We start from the raw sequence: 15,272 nt of genomic DNA, 5'->3' as shown, positions 1-15,272 counted from the left end.
GAAGGATTCGAACCTTCGAAGTCTGTGACGGCAGATTTACAGTCTGCTCCCTTTGGCCGCTCGGGAACCCCACCATGGTATTCATGGTTGCTAATTTTGAACAGAAAGTTGGCAAAATCTTTCTGGTAGTGCTGACTAATCCATCTCTTTGGCCACAGTTACGGTGGTGAGAAGGATGACCGCGCAAGCGCGTTGTCCACTGTGTGGACTCGAACCTTGGTCGAAGCTTCTCATCCTTCCCTTCAGTGCTAAATGAAACTCTGAACAACATTTCATTTCAGTGCTCTAGGAGAAGATGGTGGTGGGGGAAGGATTCGAACCTTCGAAGTCTGTGACGGCAGATTTACAGTCTGCTCCCTTTGGCCGCTCGGGAACCCCACCATGATGCTCATGGTTCACTACTTGTTACTGGGAATCGGCTAGATCCCTCGGTACGACATAATTGCTTGCGAAACGTCTGTCTCGGTAAGCGGGGCGCATCATATCAAATGAAACGCTTGTGTAAAGCATTGAAATGCAGAAAATGAATTGTTTGTCGCTTTTTTATTCTCAGCGGTGCTTCCGTGAACGAAAGACACCGCTTTGTTAACCAATTACAGGATCACCGTGCGGTTACCGTAGACGAACACGCGTTGCGCCAGCACGCGATACAGTGCGCGGCTAAGTACGTTTTTCTCCACGTCACGCCCGGCACGCATCATATCTTCAGCCGAATAGGTGTGATCGACATGAATAACGTCCTGCATAATGATTGGGCCTTCATCCAGGCTGTCGTTCACGTAGTGCGCCGTTGCCCCGATGATCTTCACGCCACGCTCATAAGCCTGATGATAAGGGCGCGCACCGATAAAGGCTGGCAGGAACGAATGGTGAATATTGATCACCTGGTTCGGGTAATGCTGAACGAAAGCCGGGGTGAGCACGCGCATATATTTGGCCAATACCACGTAATCCGGTTGGTATTGGTCGATCTGTGCGATCATCTGTTGATCATGCTGTTCACGCGTCAGTCCTTCGTGGCTGACCAAATGGAACGGAATGTCAAAGCGTTCCACCAGCGTCTGCAACGTGGTGTGGTTGCCAATCACGGCGGCAATCTCAACGTCCAGGCCGCCATAGGCGCTTTTCATCAGCAGATCGCCCAGGCAGTGGGCTTCTTTGGTGACCAGCACCACGATACGGCGGCGGCCTGCACTGTGCAGTTCACGCTCTGAACCTTCTGGTAACGCGCCGTCCAGATCGGCCAACAGCGTCGTATCATTGAAGATCCCTTCCAGCTCGGTACGCATAAAGAAACGACCGGTGAGGTGATCGACAAACTCATTGTTCTGCACAATGTTCAATTCGTGCTTGTAACAAATGTTGGTGATCTTGGCGATCAGCCCTTTGGCATCGGGGCAGATGGTGCGTAAAATTTTTCTTTGTACGTTTTGCTGTGGCATGAGTGTGTCGATTCCGTCTGATTCTGAACCCGCAGGCTTATTGCCCGCAGCACTTTTTATATTTTTTGCCTGAACCGCAGGGGCAAACGGCATTTCTGCCCGGTTGAGGTTTGGTTCCGTCGATATAGTACCAGCGTTGTTCAAGGCGAAGGAAGCGGGAACGCTCGTGCATGGCACTCTCGCTGTCTCCATCGCGCGATCGGGCGATGAATTCCACGAACCCCTCATCGACGCTATTGCCGGCGGTTTCCGCTACCACCGTCAGCCCAAGCCATTCGGTATTGCCAAAGCTGCTGCTGATGGCGCTGCGCCACTCTTCGGGATTGCAGTCTGGGTGCCAGGTCGCAATAAGATAATCCACATCCCGTTTTACATAGGCGGAATATCTCGAACGCATTAATATGCCCGGCGACATAGCGTATTGAGTACCTGTTATATAGGGCGCACAGCAAGCGCTGTAGTCCTGCCCGCTGCCGCAGGGGCATAGCTCAGTCAAAATAACGCCTCTCAGTGGTTAGCTAGCGTGATGTAAAGCCGCAGCTAAAATGAATTTAAAGCATATGTTACCTAACATTATTCGTTGATGACAATGTACCCTGCGATTGGGCTGAGTGAATTCACTGTGCAAAGGATAGGCGAAGCATGCGGAAAGTTAAAATCGGGTTGGCATTAGGGGCCGGTGCCGCCAAGGGATGGGCGCATATCGGCGTGATTAACGCATTGCGTAAGCTGGGTATCGAAGCCGATATTGTTGCAGGATGTTCCGTGGGAGCACTGGTTGGGGCTGCGTTTGCCAGCCATCGGTTGCCAGCGATGGAGAAATGGGTACGATCATTCAGTTACTGGGACGTGATCAGGCTGATGGATCTCTCCTGGCAGCGCGGTGGATTATTACGCGGCGAACGCGTATTTAACGTCGTTGGCCAAATACTGAAAATTAACGACTTTACCGACTGCTCACTGAAATTCGGGGCGGTGACCACCAACCTCAGTACCGGCCGTGAGCTGTGGATGACCAAAGGGGATATCCACCAGGCTGTTCGTGCTTCCTGCAGCATGCCGGGCTTGTTGGCACCGGTCTGGTTTGACGGGTATTGGTTGGTGGATGGTGCCTTGGTCAACCCGGTTCCTATCTCATTGGCCAGGGCGATGGGGGCAGACATAGTGATTGCCGTGGATTTGCAGCATGATGCGCACCTGATGCAGCAGGATCTGTTTTCGATACGTAATGACGCTGGCGATCAGGGTGAAACAAGCATTGTCGATGCCAATAACTGGCGCGACCGCCTGCGGGAACGCATGAACAAAATGATGCTGAAGAAAACCACCTTCACCCCCACGGCGATGGAAATCATGAGCGCCTCGATTCAGATGCTGGAGAATCGGGTGAAGCGAAGCCGTATGGCCAGTGACCCGCCAGACGTGTTGATCCAGCCGTATTGCCCACAAATATCCACCCTGGATTTCCATCGCGCCAGCGAGGCAATAGAGGCAGGCCGCTTGGCGGTAGAAAAACAGATAGATGTTTTGGCACCATTGATAAAAAATAAATGATTACCATCTGTTAGGGTGGAATGATGCTATCGGGCGTGTTTTCGACAAGCACAAGTGCTCATTATGAGCCACTATTACAACATCAAAAGGGAAGAGGCTGGGTCGATGGCATTACCACTGATAAACAAGCGCATCTTAATCGTTGAGGACGAGCAGGTTTTCCGTTCTGTGCTTGTAGGTTATCTTGCTTCCTTGGGAGCGCAAACCAGCGAGGCGGTCAATGGCCTTGTGGCGTTGAGTGCGGTTGAGGAGTTTTCTCCCGATCTGATCCTGTGCGATCTCGCCATGCCGGAAATGGACGGCATCGAGTTTGTTGAGCATCTGCGTTTGCAAGGGATAAAGATCCCGGTATTGGTGATCTCGGCGACCGATAAGATGGCGGATATCGCCAAGGTGTTGCGGCTCGGCGTACAGGATGTGTTGCTGAAGCCGTTGAGTGACCTCAATCGGCTGCGCGAAGCGGTGCTGGCTTGCCTCTACCCTAACATGTTCACTTCGCAGGCAATCGAAGAGGCCGACCTGTTCCAGGATTGGCAGGCATTAAGTCAAAATCCCTCCGAGGCCGTGAGATTACTCAAGCAGTTACAACCCCCCGTGCAGCAGTCTATTGCCGGTTGCCGTATTAATTATCGGCAATTAACCACCAGCGATAATCCGGGTTTGGTGCTGGATATCGCTGCATTGTCGGATAAAGATCTGGCGTTTTATTGCCTGGATGTCACCCGTGCAGGAGATAATGGCGTGATGGCTGCCTTGTTATTGCGTGCGTTATTCAACGGTTTATTACAAGATCATTTAGCCAATCAACAGCATCGCCTGCCGCAAATGTCTGCATTGTTAAAACAAGTTAACCAATTATTGCGCCAAGGCAAGTTGGAAGGCCAATTTCCGCTGTTGGTGGGCTACTATCATGCCGAATATAAGAATCTGGTGCTGGCCTCTGCCGGTTTGCATGCCAATGTAAATACAGGGGATAACCTGATTCAATTAAGTAATGGCGTACCCTTGGGAACGCTTGGCACCACTTACATGAATCAAATTAGCCAACGTTGTGATGCCTGGCAGTGCCAGGTGTGGGGCAGCGGCGGCCGGTTACGTCTGATGCTAAGTGCTGAATAAATCATCAATAGAACTTCCGCAATTGTCTCTGACTATTCCATCACCGTCGTTTCCATAGGAAGTTGTCTTAATTTATTGCTATTTGAACTTGGGGTAATACTCAGCGGATTTAAGCTGGTATACTTTGCAGGTTTTTCGTATGGCGGAGTAAGTACGCAATTTGAGAGCGAAAATAGAGCTGCTTGGATAGATCGTCAGGACCTTTGTAGCCATTTGCGGTTGATAAGCCCGTTTGTGAGCTCTTTGACGCATCGCGTGTCGAGACGAAAAGACCACCCAATATGGGTAAAGAATTGTTGGTTTGGCTGCTGCCTAGGGTGGCAGACAAACAGGAGTAGCTTGATAACTTTTTGTTAAATTTGAAAATTAGGACTTCCCGATGAAAGTAACCGTTTTCGGTATTGGCTATGTTGGCCTGGTGCAGGCAGCCGTGTTGGCTGACGTGGGTCATGATGTCATGTGTATCGACATCGATGAACAGAAGGTCGAAAACCTCAAAAAAGGCAATATTCCGATCTTTGAACCGGGCTTGACTTCGTTGGTACAGCAAAACTATGAAGCTGGTCGCCTACATTTCACTACCGATGCGAAAGCTGGTGTTGATCATGGCACGATCCAGTTTATCGCTGTGGGAACGCCACCGGACGAAGATGGTTCTGCCGATCTTAAATATGTCACCGCCGTGGCACGCACCATCGCCGAACATATGACAGACCGTAAAGTGGTGATCGATAAGTCAACCGTACCGGTAGGTACCGCTGATAAAGTTCGTGAAGTGATGACCGAAACGTTGCGCAAGCGTGGCAGCGACTTGGCGTTTGATGTCGTCTCCAACCCGGAGTTCCTCAAGGAAGGTGCCGCTGTTGCCGATTGTATGCGCCCTGAGCGCATCGTGCTGGGTACCGACAACAAAGACGTCATCGAGCCGCTGCGTGAGTTGTATGAGCCGTTCAACCGCAATCACGACCGCATGATCCTGATGGATATCCGCAGCGCAGAGCTGACCAAATATGCTGCCAACTGCATGCTGGCGACCAAAATCAGCTTTATGAACGAAATCTCCAATTTGGCAGAGATGCTGGGTGCGGACATTGAAAAAGTGCGTCAGGGGATCGGTTCGGATTCGCGTATTGGCTATCACTTCATTTATCCAGGCTGCGGCTACGGCGGCTCTTGTTTCCCGAAAGACGTTCAGGCGCTGATCCGTACCGCAGAGCATATCGGTTATCAGCCTAAGCTGTTGCAGGCGGTAGAGCAGGTGAACAACCAGCAGAAACATAAGCTGGCCCAGTTCATCAAGCATCATTTTGCTAATGATGTAAAAGGCAAAACCTTCGCGCTGTGGGGCTTGGCGTTTAAACCTAATACCGACGATATGCGTGAAGCGTCCAGTCGTGTACTGATGGAGACGCTGTGGGAGCTAGGTGCCAGCGTGCAGGCCTATGATCCGGAAGCCATGGCCGAAGCGCAGCGTATCTATGGGCAACGTGCCGATCTGAAACTGATGGGGACCAAAGAAGCGGCGTTACAGGGAGCCGATGCGTTGGTGATCTGTACCGAATGGCAGAATTTCCGTGCTCCGGATTTTGATGCGATTAAGGCAGCCTTGAAGCAGCCCGTCATTTTTGATGGCCGTAACCTGTATGATCCAGAACGTCTGCAAGCTCGTGGCTTTACGTATTATGGTATTGGTCGTGGCGCATCGATTAAGCCGGTCATCTAAGAGGTGAGCATGAAATTCCTGGTTACAGGCGCTGCAGGGTTTATTGGTTATCACGTAACGGAGCGTCTGCTAGCCATGGGGCATCAGGTTGTCGGTATCGACAACCTGAATGATTATTACGCTGTCAGCTTGAAACAGGCACGACTCGACATGCTGGCTAATCAGCCAGCATTTCAGTTTATCAAACTGGATTTGGCCGATCGCAATGGAATTGCCGAGCTGTTCGCTGAACATCAGTTTGAGCGGGTCATTCACCTCGGCGCCCAGGCCGGGGTGCGTTATTCGCTGGATCACCCCTTGGCTTATGCTGATTCCAACCTGATTGGCCATTTGAACATTCTTGAAGGGTGTCGGCATAATAAGGTTGGGCATCTGTTGTACGCGTCTTCCAGCTCGGTTTATGGCCTGAATCGCAAGCTGCCGTTTTCGACGGATGACTCGGTCGATCACCCAATATCCCTGTATGCGGCGACGAAAAAAGCCAATGAGCTTATGTCGCACAGCTATTCGCATTTATATGGTCTGCCAACCACCGGCCTGCGCTTTTTCACCGTATATGGCCCTTGGGGGCGTCCTGACATGGCGCTGTTTAAATTCACCAAGGCGATATTGGCCGGTGAGAGTATTGATGTATATAACCACGGTGAGATGCATCGTGACTTTACTTACATTGATGATATTACCGAGGCGGTAGTGCGCTTGCAGGCCATCGTTCCTCAGCCCAATGCCAATTGGACGGTGGAGCAAGGGTCTCCAGCCAGCAGTTCTGCGCCTTACCATGTCTATAATATCGGCAATAGTAGCCCTATTAAGTTAATGGAATATATTCATGCTCTGGAGGCAGCGCTAGGTATCACGGCGCACAAAAATATGCTGCCGATGCAGCCTGGTGACGTTTTGGATACTAGTGCGGATACCGATGAGCTTTACCAGACTATCGCGTTTAAACCGGAGACCAGCGTTGATGAAGGGGTTAAACGGTTCGTTGATTGGTATCGGGCGTTTTATAACGTTCAGTAACCGAACGATAGACGGGTAAAATAAAGGGGCTTCGGCCCCTTTTTCTTTTCCTGTAAATCAGAATTTTGCTAGTCACCCGCGTGAAGGTCAAGGTGATTGCCGTGGCTGCAAAGCAAAAAGGCTCCCATAGGGAGCCTTTTTAAGGTAACTAAAATGCTATTACAGCAGGAAATCGTCCAGGGACTTGCCTTGCTCTTCGATAGCTTTTTTAATCACGGCTGGAGTACGGCCCTGGCCAGTCCAGGTTTTCATTTCGCCGTTTTCGTCTTTGTAGTGGTATTTAGCTGGGCGTGCAGCACGCTTTGCTTTACCAGCGGCTTTGGTAGCAGCCATAGTTTGCAGCAGCTCGTTTGGATCAATACCGTCTGCAATCAGCATTTCGCGGTATTGTTGCAGTTTACGAGTGCGCTCTTCAATTTCTGCTTGAGCCTGGCTGTCTTCTTCGCGGCGTTCGTTAACAACAACTTCCAGCTTCTCCAGCATCTCTTCCAGTGTTTCCAGGCTGCATTCTCTTGCCTGTGCACGTAGAGTACGGATGTTGTTCAAAATCTTCAATGCTTCGCTCATTGTTCTAGTCTCAAATTATATTGGTGGGGGGGCGTGACGATAATAATAGAGTGCTCCTTTCTTTTCTGCAATAGCCAAATTGAAAGAGTGACTAAATTTATCTTTAAAAAACCGATATTGAGAACTGTCCGACTAATAACATAGGGGAAACAGGCTTTAATCCCCCCCCTGGGTTTTAAGCCAAATTGTCCAACCGCAAGGCATAATCGCCGAGCTTAAAGTCATTTTGGCCCACGTGGCATAATTATGCTCTATAACAGTATCGGGAAGGATTTGTGTCCATAATCACTTCCCCAAAAGGACTAGTACTGTAAAGAATGGGGGTATAACGGTAAACAGCCTGTCAGGAGTGAGTAAGTTGTTAAGCGTTCCAATTAACCGGGCAGTCATCGCTCAAAACACATTTAATTGCATTGCTGGCGGGAGGGGCAAGGCAGGCTGTTTGCTTGCTGACAGTACATATCCGCTTGAGCATTAATGAATTTAGTTAATCATTAACAATAATTAATTGTGCTTGATAAACCTCAGTAATCTGTAAATAGATGTAAAAGTGTCCGTTGCGCGTGTAAAATGTTTCACATGAAACTTGGTTGATGGCTATTTTCTTAGGCCAAGATAATGTCAGCCCGCTTGCTGAGTCTGGCTACGGTCTATGCTACACTGTCAACCTGCACCTTCCGACAGTATATACCCTCCGTCTCTCAGGCCGCAGCGTTGTTAACCGCAACAGACTCATTAACCGGGGCTGAATATATTCGCCCTGATTGGCAAGGGCGCAGTGTAGCGCGCCAGCAAGACCAGAGGATGAGTCAACGGGGGCTACGCTACAACCGGAAAGTCTTTGGGTATATATTTTAAACCATTGGAGTCGCGGCCACATGGCTCAGCTTTATTTTTATTATTCCGCTATGAATGCGGGGAAATCGACGGCGCTGTTACAATCTTCATATAATTATCAAGAACGTGGTATGCGTACGTTGGTGTTTACCGCGGAGATCGACCACCGCTTTGGCGTGGGCAAAGTGAGTTCGCGGATTGGGTTGTCGTCGCAAGCACAGCTTTACAATAACGCCACTCAACTGTACGCCATGATTAATCAGGAGCACCAGCAGCAGCCCGTGCATTGCGTGCTGGTGGATGAGAGCCAGTTTCTGACCAAGGAGCAGGTTGAAGAACTTTGCGAGGTGGTCGACCAGCTGGATATTCCGGTGCTGTGTTATGGCTTGCGCACTGATTTTCTTGGGGAACTGTTTGTTGGCAGCCATCATCTGCTGGCTTGGGCCGATAAACTGGTCGAATTGAAGACCATTTGTCATTGCGGGCGTAAAGCCAATATGGTGCTGCGCCTGGGGGATGATGGCAAGGCGATGCATATGGGGGAGCAGGTGGTGATCGGGGGTAACGAAAGCTATGTTTCGGTATGCCGCAAGCACTATAAGGAAGCGATCAAAGCTCCAGAGTGATATTGCGCCATAAGCGCCGCAGAAGGCCTATGCGGCGTTTTTTGATGCCACCCTGTAGGTTAGCTGGGATTGCTGTCCAAATAGCGTGGTGCTCATTGGGTGCAATTTATCTCATGCATAAAAAAACCCGCCTTTCGGCGGGTTTTGACCATTCAGAGAACGGTTATTTCTTGGACTTTTTTTCCGCTTTAGCTGCAACCGGTGCTGCAACTACCGCCTCTTCTTCAGTCGCTTCGCTGAATTCGCGACCGTAGAAGGTATCCATCAAGATTTGCTTGAGTTCGGCAATCAGCGGATAACGTGGGTTAGCACCGGTACATTGGTCATCAAACGCATCTTCAGACAGTTTGTCGACCTTGGCCAGGAAGTCGGCTTCCTGTACGCCAGCTTCGCGGATCGAGGTTGGAATACCCAGTTCTGCCTTGATTTCATCCAACCATTTCAGCAGTTTCTCGATCTTCTGTGCGGTACGGTCACCGGCAGCGCTCAGACCGAGGTGGTCTGCGATTTCCGCGTAGCGACGACGTGCCTGAGGGCGGTCATACTGGCTGAAGGCGGTCTGCTTGGTCGGGTTGTCGTTGGCGTTATAACGGATAACGTTAGAGATCAACATGGCGTTAGCCAGACCGTGCGGGATATGGAACTCAGAACCCAGTTTGTGGGCCATTGAGTGGCAAACACCCAGGAAGGCGTTGGCAAACGCGATACCGGCGATGGTAGCAGCGTTGTGTACACGCTCACGAGCAACCGGGTTTTTCGCCCCTTCGTGATAGCTGGCTGGCAGATATTCTTTCAGCAGTTTCAACGCTTGCAGCGCCTGGCCGTCTGAATATTCGTTGGCCAGTACGGAAACGTAGGCTTCCAGGGCGTGGGTGACCGCATCCAGGCCGCCGAAGGCGCACAGGGATTTAGGCATGTTCATCACCAGGTTGGCATCGACAATCGCCATGTCCGGGGTCAGAGCATAGTCAGCCAGTGGGTATTTCTGGCCGGTCGCGTCATCGGTCACAACCGCAAACGGTGTCACTTCTGAACCGGTACCTGAAGTGGTGGTGACGGCGATCATTTTCGCTTTCACGCCCATTTTCGGGAACTTGTAGATACGCTTACGGATGTCCATAAAGCGCAGTGCCAGATCTTCGAAGTGGGTTTCAGGATGTTCATACAGCACCCACATGATTTTTGCTGCGTCCATTGGTGAACCACCACCCAGCGCAATGATCACGTCTGGTTTGAAGGAGTTCATCTGCTCGGCACCTTTACGTACGATGCTCAGCGTTGGGTCAGCCTCAACCTCAAAGAATACTTCAGTTTCAATACCGTGTGATTTCAGAACTTTGGTGATCTGATCCGCATAGCCGTTATTGAACAGGTAGCGGTCGGTAACGATAAAGGCGCGTTTTGCCCCGTCGGTAGCCACTTCTTCCAGCGCGATTGGCAGTGAGCCACGGCGGAAGTAGATTGATTTAGGAAGTTTGTGCCACAACATGTTTTCTGCTCGCTTCGCTACAGTTTTCTTGTTGATCAAATGTTTTGGACCGACGTTTTCAGAGATGGAGTTACCACCCCAGGAACCGCAGCCCAACGTCAGTGACGGAGCGAGTTTAAAGTTGTACAGGTCACCGATACCCCCCTGAGAAGCCGGGGTGTTGATCAGAATACGTGCGGTTTTCATTTTGTCGCCAAAATACTCTACACGTGCAGTCTGGTTATCTTGATCGGTGTACAGGCAAGAGGTGTGACCGATACCGCCCATGGCGACCAATTTCTCTGCTTTGCTGACGGCGTCTTCAAAATCTTTGGCACGGTACATCGCCAGGGTAGGTGACAGTTTTTCGTGAGCAAATGGCTCAGATTCGTCAACCAGTTTCACTTCACCGATCAGGATTTTGGTGTTGGCAGGCACTTTGATACCGGCCATTTCAGCGATTTTTGGTGCAGACTGGCCAACGATAGCGGCGTTCAGGCCACCGTTTTTCAGGATGATGTCCTGAACGGCTTTCAGCTCTTTGCCCTGCAGCATGTAGCCGCCGTGGGAAGCGAAGCGCGCGCGCACTGCATCGTACACGGAGTCCACCACGATCACGGACTGTTCAGACGCACAGATCACACCGCTGTCGAAGGTTTTTGACATCAGGATGGAAGCAACAACGCGTTTGATGTCGGCAGTTTCATCGACTACAACTGGAGTGTTACCGGCACCAACGCCGATAGCCGGTTTACCAGAACTGTAAGCGGCTTTAACCATGCCTGGGCCACCGGTTGCCAGGATCAGGTTGATGTCTGGGTGATGCATCAGCTGGTTGGACAGGTCAACCGTTGGCTGGTCGATCCAGCCGATGATGTCTTTCGGTGCGCCAGCAGCAATGGCAGCCTGCAGTACGATATCTGCGGCTTTGTTGGTGGCGTTCTTGGCACGTGGGTGCGGGGAGAAAATGATGCCGTTACGGGTCTTCAGGCTGATCAGCGCTTTGAAGATTGCGGTAGAAGTTGGGTTGGTGGTTGGCACGATACCGCAAATCAGGCCAATTGGCTCTGCAATGGTGATGGTACCGAAAGTTTCATCTTCGGAGAGGATCCCGCAGGTCTTTTCGTCTTTATAGGCGTTATAGATGTATTCGGAAGCGAAGTGGTTTTTGATGACTTTGTCTTCAACGATACCCATGCCTGATTCTTCAACGGCCAGTTTAGCCAGAGGAATACGGGCATCTGCGGCGGCGAGGGCAGCGGCGCGGAAGATCTTATCAACTTGCTCTTGTGAGAAGTTGGCATACTCGCGCTGGGCTTTTTTGACACGTGCAACTAGCTCGTTCAATTCAGCGACATTCGTTACAGCCATGATGCTCTCCTGATAAATGTTAAACTCTTTCAGTAAATAAGCCGTTCGAGGAACTAGTATAGACATCTGTCAGGAAGGCGTCTGTTAAATAATGAGACTTTTCCCGCAGTTAGCGACCCATACTGCTGATTTACTTAAAGAGCTTTACCAAGTGCAAGTTGGTAGTAGGCAAGCGAGAGAGAAATCGGTATCCCTACCTCGTACTCCCTTTTGACTACGACTAAGAGCTTAACTATTCCTGAGTAGATATTTTGTGATTTACGTCATAAAAATCGCATGCTGACACCTTTCAGCTGGCGTTTGTTGAGAGCGATTATCAACAATGTGTTTGATGGTGGATGAGATGATACCTGATGTCAGCAAACAACATACAAGGCATTAACAATAGCGAATTGTTTTGTAACATTCTGTTGGGGTAGGGAAAAATGCTGTCTGGGTGGATGGATTAGCTGACGTAATTCCATTACATTAGCGCGCATCGGCAGTGTCTCTTTTTACAGCTATTTATGCGGAGTTTTTCGTGGGCCAATCTCTGTTGGATTTTTCCGGCTACATCAAGTTCTTTGTCGGCCTGTTTGCGTTGGTCAACCCGGTAGGTATTCTGCCGGTATTTATCAGCATGACCAGCTATCAGGCCGAGGTCGGGCGTAACAAAACCAACCTGACGGCTAACCTGTCGGTGGCGATTATTTTGTGGACCTCGCTGTTCCTGGGCGAGGGCATATTGCGTATGTTTGGTATCTCTATCGATTCTTTCCGTATTGCAGGCGGCATTCTGGTGGTGACCATCGCCATGTCGATGATCAGCGGCAAGCTAGGTGAAGACAAACAGAACAAGCAGGAAAAATCAGAGAGCGCGATCCGTGAAAGCATCGGGGTCGTTCCCTTGGCGCTGCCGCTGATGGCCGGGCCGGGTGCCATCAGTTCCACCATCGTCTGGAGCTCTCGTTACCACAGTTGGCAGAACCTGTTAGGTTTTACCGTGGCGATCGCCTTGTTCGCTTTCTGTTGTTGGCTATTGTTCCGGGCAGCTCCGCTGCTGGTGCGTCTACTGGGGCAAACCGGCATCAACGTCATTACCCGTATCATGGGGCTGTTGTTGATGGCGCTGGGGATCGAATTTATTGTCACCGGGATTAAAGCCATTTTCCCAGGGCTGTTATAACCTTAATAAAGCCGCGGATAATCTTGTTTGCGGCTTAAGTTATTTTTAATTTTTCAAATTATCTCAGCCAATGCATTATTAAAGTGCACAACCTGCCTACTTTTCATTCTATTGCCCAATCCTGTGGCACAAATCTCACTTTATCGGTTGATAAAGCACCAAGATGTTATTTTCTCCACTTTTATAATCCCCGTGGCGGGGGTTTTTGTCTCCCTATGGGTAAAACTGTTGTTAATTTAATCACATCATTCTGTAGGGCTTGTCTCCGTTTCACACAGGTGTTATTAGTGATTAACCACGCATAGGCAGGTGTTTATTCTCTGAACGGCGATTTTGTTAACTGAATGTTTCTTTTGAGTGGTTTTTTTCATCTGAGAAGAAAAGGTTAAAAGTGAAGCTGTTATTTATCTAATAAAATCATGGCATTAATCTCTCTCTGGGCAAGCGGGAAGGCTAGGTGTCTGTAGGGCTATGGGATAATAAAAGAGAAATGCTTAACATTTCTGTAAAAATTATTGGCTATGAATTTTTGCTTCTGCTAATTTCCGAGCAACTTGTCAGACGGAAAAATCTTATCTTTGGCGTGCCAGATAGGAATGATTTTTGCTGGTATCTGTTTATTTAGCCTGCTTGATAACTATTTCACCATTATTGCTTAGCAGTGAAAAGGAGCCTGTACTATGCCGCAAACCACGAAGCATCAACCGTTGGCCGTTATCATCGCCGCCGTGTTGGGGATGATCGCCAGCCAAAACCTGCAGGCCGTTGAGGTTCCGGCCGGTGTGCAATTGGCACCACTGCAGCGCATGGTGATCAACAACGGTTCAGAAGTCGCTTCGTTGGATCCGCATAAGGTCGAAGGAACGCCTGAAAGCAATATTATCCTCAACCTGCTGGAAGGGTTGGTCAGCACCGATGCCAATGGCCATCTGGCCCCTGCGGTGGCGGAAAACTGGGAAAATACCGATTACCAGACGTGGACCTTCCACTTGCGTCCAGGGGCGGTATGGAGCGATGGTTCCCCAGTGACTGCGCAGGATTTCGTTTACAGCTGGCAGCGCTTGGCGGATCCCAAAACGGGCTCTCCTTATGCCAGCTACCTGCAATACGCACGAATTGAAAATATTGACGCTATTCTTGCCGGTAAGAAACCGCCTGAATCGCTTGGTGTCAGCGCCATTGATGAGAAAACGTTGAAGGTGACGCTCAGCGAGCCGGTGCCCTATTTTGTCAGTATGCTTTCCCATACCTCAATGAAGCCGGTCAAACAGTCGGTAGTCGAGAAATTTGGCGACAAGTGGACACTGCCACAGAACTACGTGGGCAACGGGGCATATCGCTTATCCGAGTGGGTCGTCAACGAACGTATCGTGCTCGTACGCAGTTCGAGCTACTGGAATAACAGCAAGACGGTGATCGAGCAGGCCACGTTCCTGCCGTTGACCTCCGAGGTCAGCGACATTAACCGCTACCGCAGCGGTGAAATCGATATTACCAATAGCGCCATCCCGCCGAATCTGTATGCCAAAATGAAACGCGAGATCCCAGAACAGCTGCACGTTAACCCTTACCTGTGCACCTTCTATTATGAGATCAACAATCAGCGTGCGCCGTTTACCGACGAGCGCGTACGTGCGGCTGTCAAATTGACGCTGGATCGCGACATTATTGCCAACAAGATCATGGGCCAGGGCCAAATCCCCGCCTACAGCTTTACGCCAACCTTTACCGAGGGGGGCAACTTCAGCCAGCCGGAGTGGGCTGGGTGGACGCAGGAAAAACGCAACGAAGAAGCGAAGAAACTGCTTTCTCAGGCGGGATTCACCGCTGAGAAGCCGCTCAAATTTACCCTGTTGTACAACACCTCCGATCAAAATAAGCAGCAGGCCATTGCTGCTGCCTCAATGTGGAAGAAGAACCTCGGCGCACAGGTCACACTGCAAAATCAGGAGTGGAAAACCTCGCTACAGAGCCGTCATGAAGGGCAGTTTGATGTGGCCCGTGCCACCTGGTGTGGGGATTACAATGAACCGAGCGCGTTTCTGAATATGCTGCTTTCCAACAGCAGCAATAACACCTTCTTCTATAAAAGCCCGGCGTTCGATGCGCTGATGGCCAGCACCCTGCAAGCGCCGGACGCAGCTGCACGCAGTGCCATTTATCAACAAGCCGAGACCTTGCTGGACAAAGATTCTGCACTGGTCCCGGTTTATTATCGGGTCAGTGCGCGCTTGGTCAAACCTACGGTTGGTGGTTTCACCGGCAAAGATCCGCAAGACTATATCGATCTGAAAAACTTTTACATCATCAAGCAGTAATGAAGGGTGTTACCAGCGGTGATAGTGGCCGGTAATACACAGGAAAGGCAGCGCCGTTTCGT

Annotated in this window: 11 protein-coding genes and 1 tRNA gene; 7 read left to right on the top strand and 5 right to left on the bottom strand. The window is 50.3% G+C overall.

Going from position 1 to position 15,272, the window contains the following annotated elements:
* Positions 1-296 precede the first annotated feature (296 nt).
* The 3 genes from N6G83_RS35455 to N6G83_RS35445 all read right to left on the bottom strand — a co-directional run bounded on the left by N6G83_RS35455 (position 297) and on the right by N6G83_RS35445 (position 1,938).
* Positions 297-381, bottom strand: a tRNA-Tyr gene (locus N6G83_RS35455).
* Between the two features lie 212 nt (positions 382-593).
* Entirely contained in the window at positions 594-1,442 is an 849-nt protein-coding gene (gene purU, locus N6G83_RS35450; protein ID WP_021181219.1) for a formyltetrahydrofolate deformylase, read from the bottom strand.
* A 37-nt stretch (positions 1,443-1,479) separates the two neighbouring features.
* A complete protein-coding gene (locus N6G83_RS35445; protein ID WP_074029231.1) occupies positions 1,480-1,938 on the bottom strand; it encodes a YchJ family protein in 459 nt (152 codons plus the stop codon).
* Positions 1,939-2,084: 146 nt separating this feature from the next.
* Between N6G83_RS35445 and rssA the strand changes: the two genes are divergently transcribed.
* The 4 genes from rssA (at position 2,085) to N6G83_RS35425 (ending at position 6,858) form a co-directional block, all read left to right on the top strand.
* Positions 2,085-2,996, top strand: a complete 912-nt coding sequence (rssA, locus tag N6G83_RS35440; RefSeq protein WP_024528787.1) for a patatin-like phospholipase RssA — start codon at positions 2,085-2,087, stop codon at positions 2,994-2,996.
* A gap of 105 nt (positions 2,997-3,101) precedes the next feature.
* A complete protein-coding gene (gene rssB, locus N6G83_RS35435) occupies positions 3,102-4,115 on the top strand; it encodes a two-component system response regulator RssB (RefSeq protein ID WP_211136742.1) in 1,014 nt (337 codons plus the stop codon).
* Between the two features lie 379 nt (positions 4,116-4,494).
* Positions 4,495-5,838: a UDP-glucose dehydrogenase family protein gene (locus N6G83_RS35430; protein WP_074029229.1), complete on the top strand. Its 1,344-nt coding sequence runs from the start codon at positions 4,495-4,497 to the stop codon at positions 5,836-5,838.
* 9 nt (positions 5,839-5,847) lie between these two features.
* On the top strand, positions 5,848-6,858 hold the full coding sequence (locus N6G83_RS35425) for an NAD-dependent epimerase (protein ID WP_024528790.1): 1,011 nt from the start codon (positions 5,848-5,850) through the stop codon (positions 6,856-6,858).
* A 159-nt stretch (positions 6,859-7,017) separates the two neighbouring features.
* Here N6G83_RS35425 and hns read toward each other — a convergent pair whose 3' ends face one another.
* On the bottom strand, positions 7,018-7,425 hold the full coding sequence (hns, locus tag N6G83_RS35420) for a histone-like nucleoid-structuring protein H-NS (protein WP_024486694.1): 408 nt from the start codon (positions 7,423-7,425) through the stop codon (positions 7,018-7,020).
* An 878-nt stretch (positions 7,426-8,303) separates the two neighbouring features.
* Here hns and N6G83_RS35415 point away from each other — a divergent pair.
* Positions 8,304-8,888: a thymidine kinase gene (locus N6G83_RS35415; RefSeq protein WP_024528791.1), complete on the top strand. Its 585-nt coding sequence runs from the start codon at positions 8,304-8,306 to the stop codon at positions 8,886-8,888.
* A 163-nt stretch (positions 8,889-9,051) separates the two neighbouring features.
* On the opposite strand, the gene adhE is transcribed toward N6G83_RS35415, so the two are convergent.
* Positions 9,052-11,727 (bottom strand): bifunctional acetaldehyde-CoA/alcohol dehydrogenase, encoded by a 2,676-nt coding sequence (gene adhE / locus N6G83_RS35410; RefSeq protein WP_074029227.1) that lies wholly within the window; start codon positions 11,725-11,727, stop codon positions 9,052-9,054.
* A 520-nt stretch (positions 11,728-12,247) separates the two neighbouring features.
* On the opposite strand from adhE, the gene N6G83_RS35405 reads away from it, so the two are divergent.
* Both N6G83_RS35405 and N6G83_RS35400 read left to right on the top strand, forming a co-directional pair.
* The gene (locus N6G83_RS35405) at positions 12,248-12,892 is read left to right on the top strand and encodes a YchE family NAAT transporter (RefSeq protein WP_021181228.1); all 645 of its coding nucleotides are present in this window, start codon (positions 12,248-12,250) and stop codon (positions 12,890-12,892) included.
* Positions 12,893-13,572: 680 nt separating this feature from the next.
* Positions 13,573-15,210 carry an ABC transporter substrate-binding protein gene (locus N6G83_RS35400; protein ID WP_211136041.1) on the top strand — a complete coding sequence of 546 codons (1,638 nt, stop codon included), beginning with the start codon at positions 13,573-13,575 and terminating at the stop codon, positions 15,208-15,210.
* Positions 15,211-15,272: the final 62 nt, after the last annotated feature.

This window comes from Serratia sp. PL7, assembly GCF_945957435.1.
The sequence above is the reverse complement of the archived record's forward strand: the minus strand, read 5'-3'. Positions and strand labels throughout refer to the sequence as shown.

Excerpts from the sequence above, each read along its gene's own strand:
- purU (WP_021181219.1), bottom strand. The coding sequence starts at position 1,442 with ATGCCACAGCAAAACGTACAAAGAAAAATTTTACGCACCATCTGCCCC.
- rssB (WP_211136742.1), top strand. The coding sequence starts at position 3,102 with ATGGCATTACCACTGATAAACAAGCGCATCTTAATCGTTGAGGACGAG.
- N6G83_RS35425 (WP_024528790.1), top strand. The coding sequence starts at position 5,848 with ATGAAATTCCTGGTTACAGGCGCTGCAGGGTTTATTGGTTATCACGTA.
- rssA (WP_024528787.1), top strand. The coding sequence starts at position 2,085 with ATGCGGAAAGTTAAAATCGGGTTGGCATTAGGGGCCGGTGCCGCCAAG.
- N6G83_RS35430 (WP_074029229.1), top strand. The coding sequence starts at position 4,495 with ATGAAAGTAACCGTTTTCGGTATTGGCTATGTTGGCCTGGTGCAGGCA.
- N6G83_RS35400 (WP_211136041.1), top strand. The coding sequence starts at position 13,573 with ATGCCGCAAACCACGAAGCATCAACCGTTGGCCGTTATCATCGCCGCC.
- N6G83_RS35415 (WP_024528791.1), top strand. The coding sequence starts at position 8,304 with ATGGCTCAGCTTTATTTTTATTATTCCGCTATGAATGCGGGGAAATCG.
- hns (WP_024486694.1), bottom strand. The coding sequence starts at position 7,425 with ATGAGCGAAGCATTGAAGATTTTGAACAACATCCGTACTCTACGTGCA.
- adhE (WP_074029227.1), bottom strand. The coding sequence starts at position 11,727 with ATGGCTGTAACGAATGTCGCTGAATTGAACGAGCTAGTTGCACGTGTC.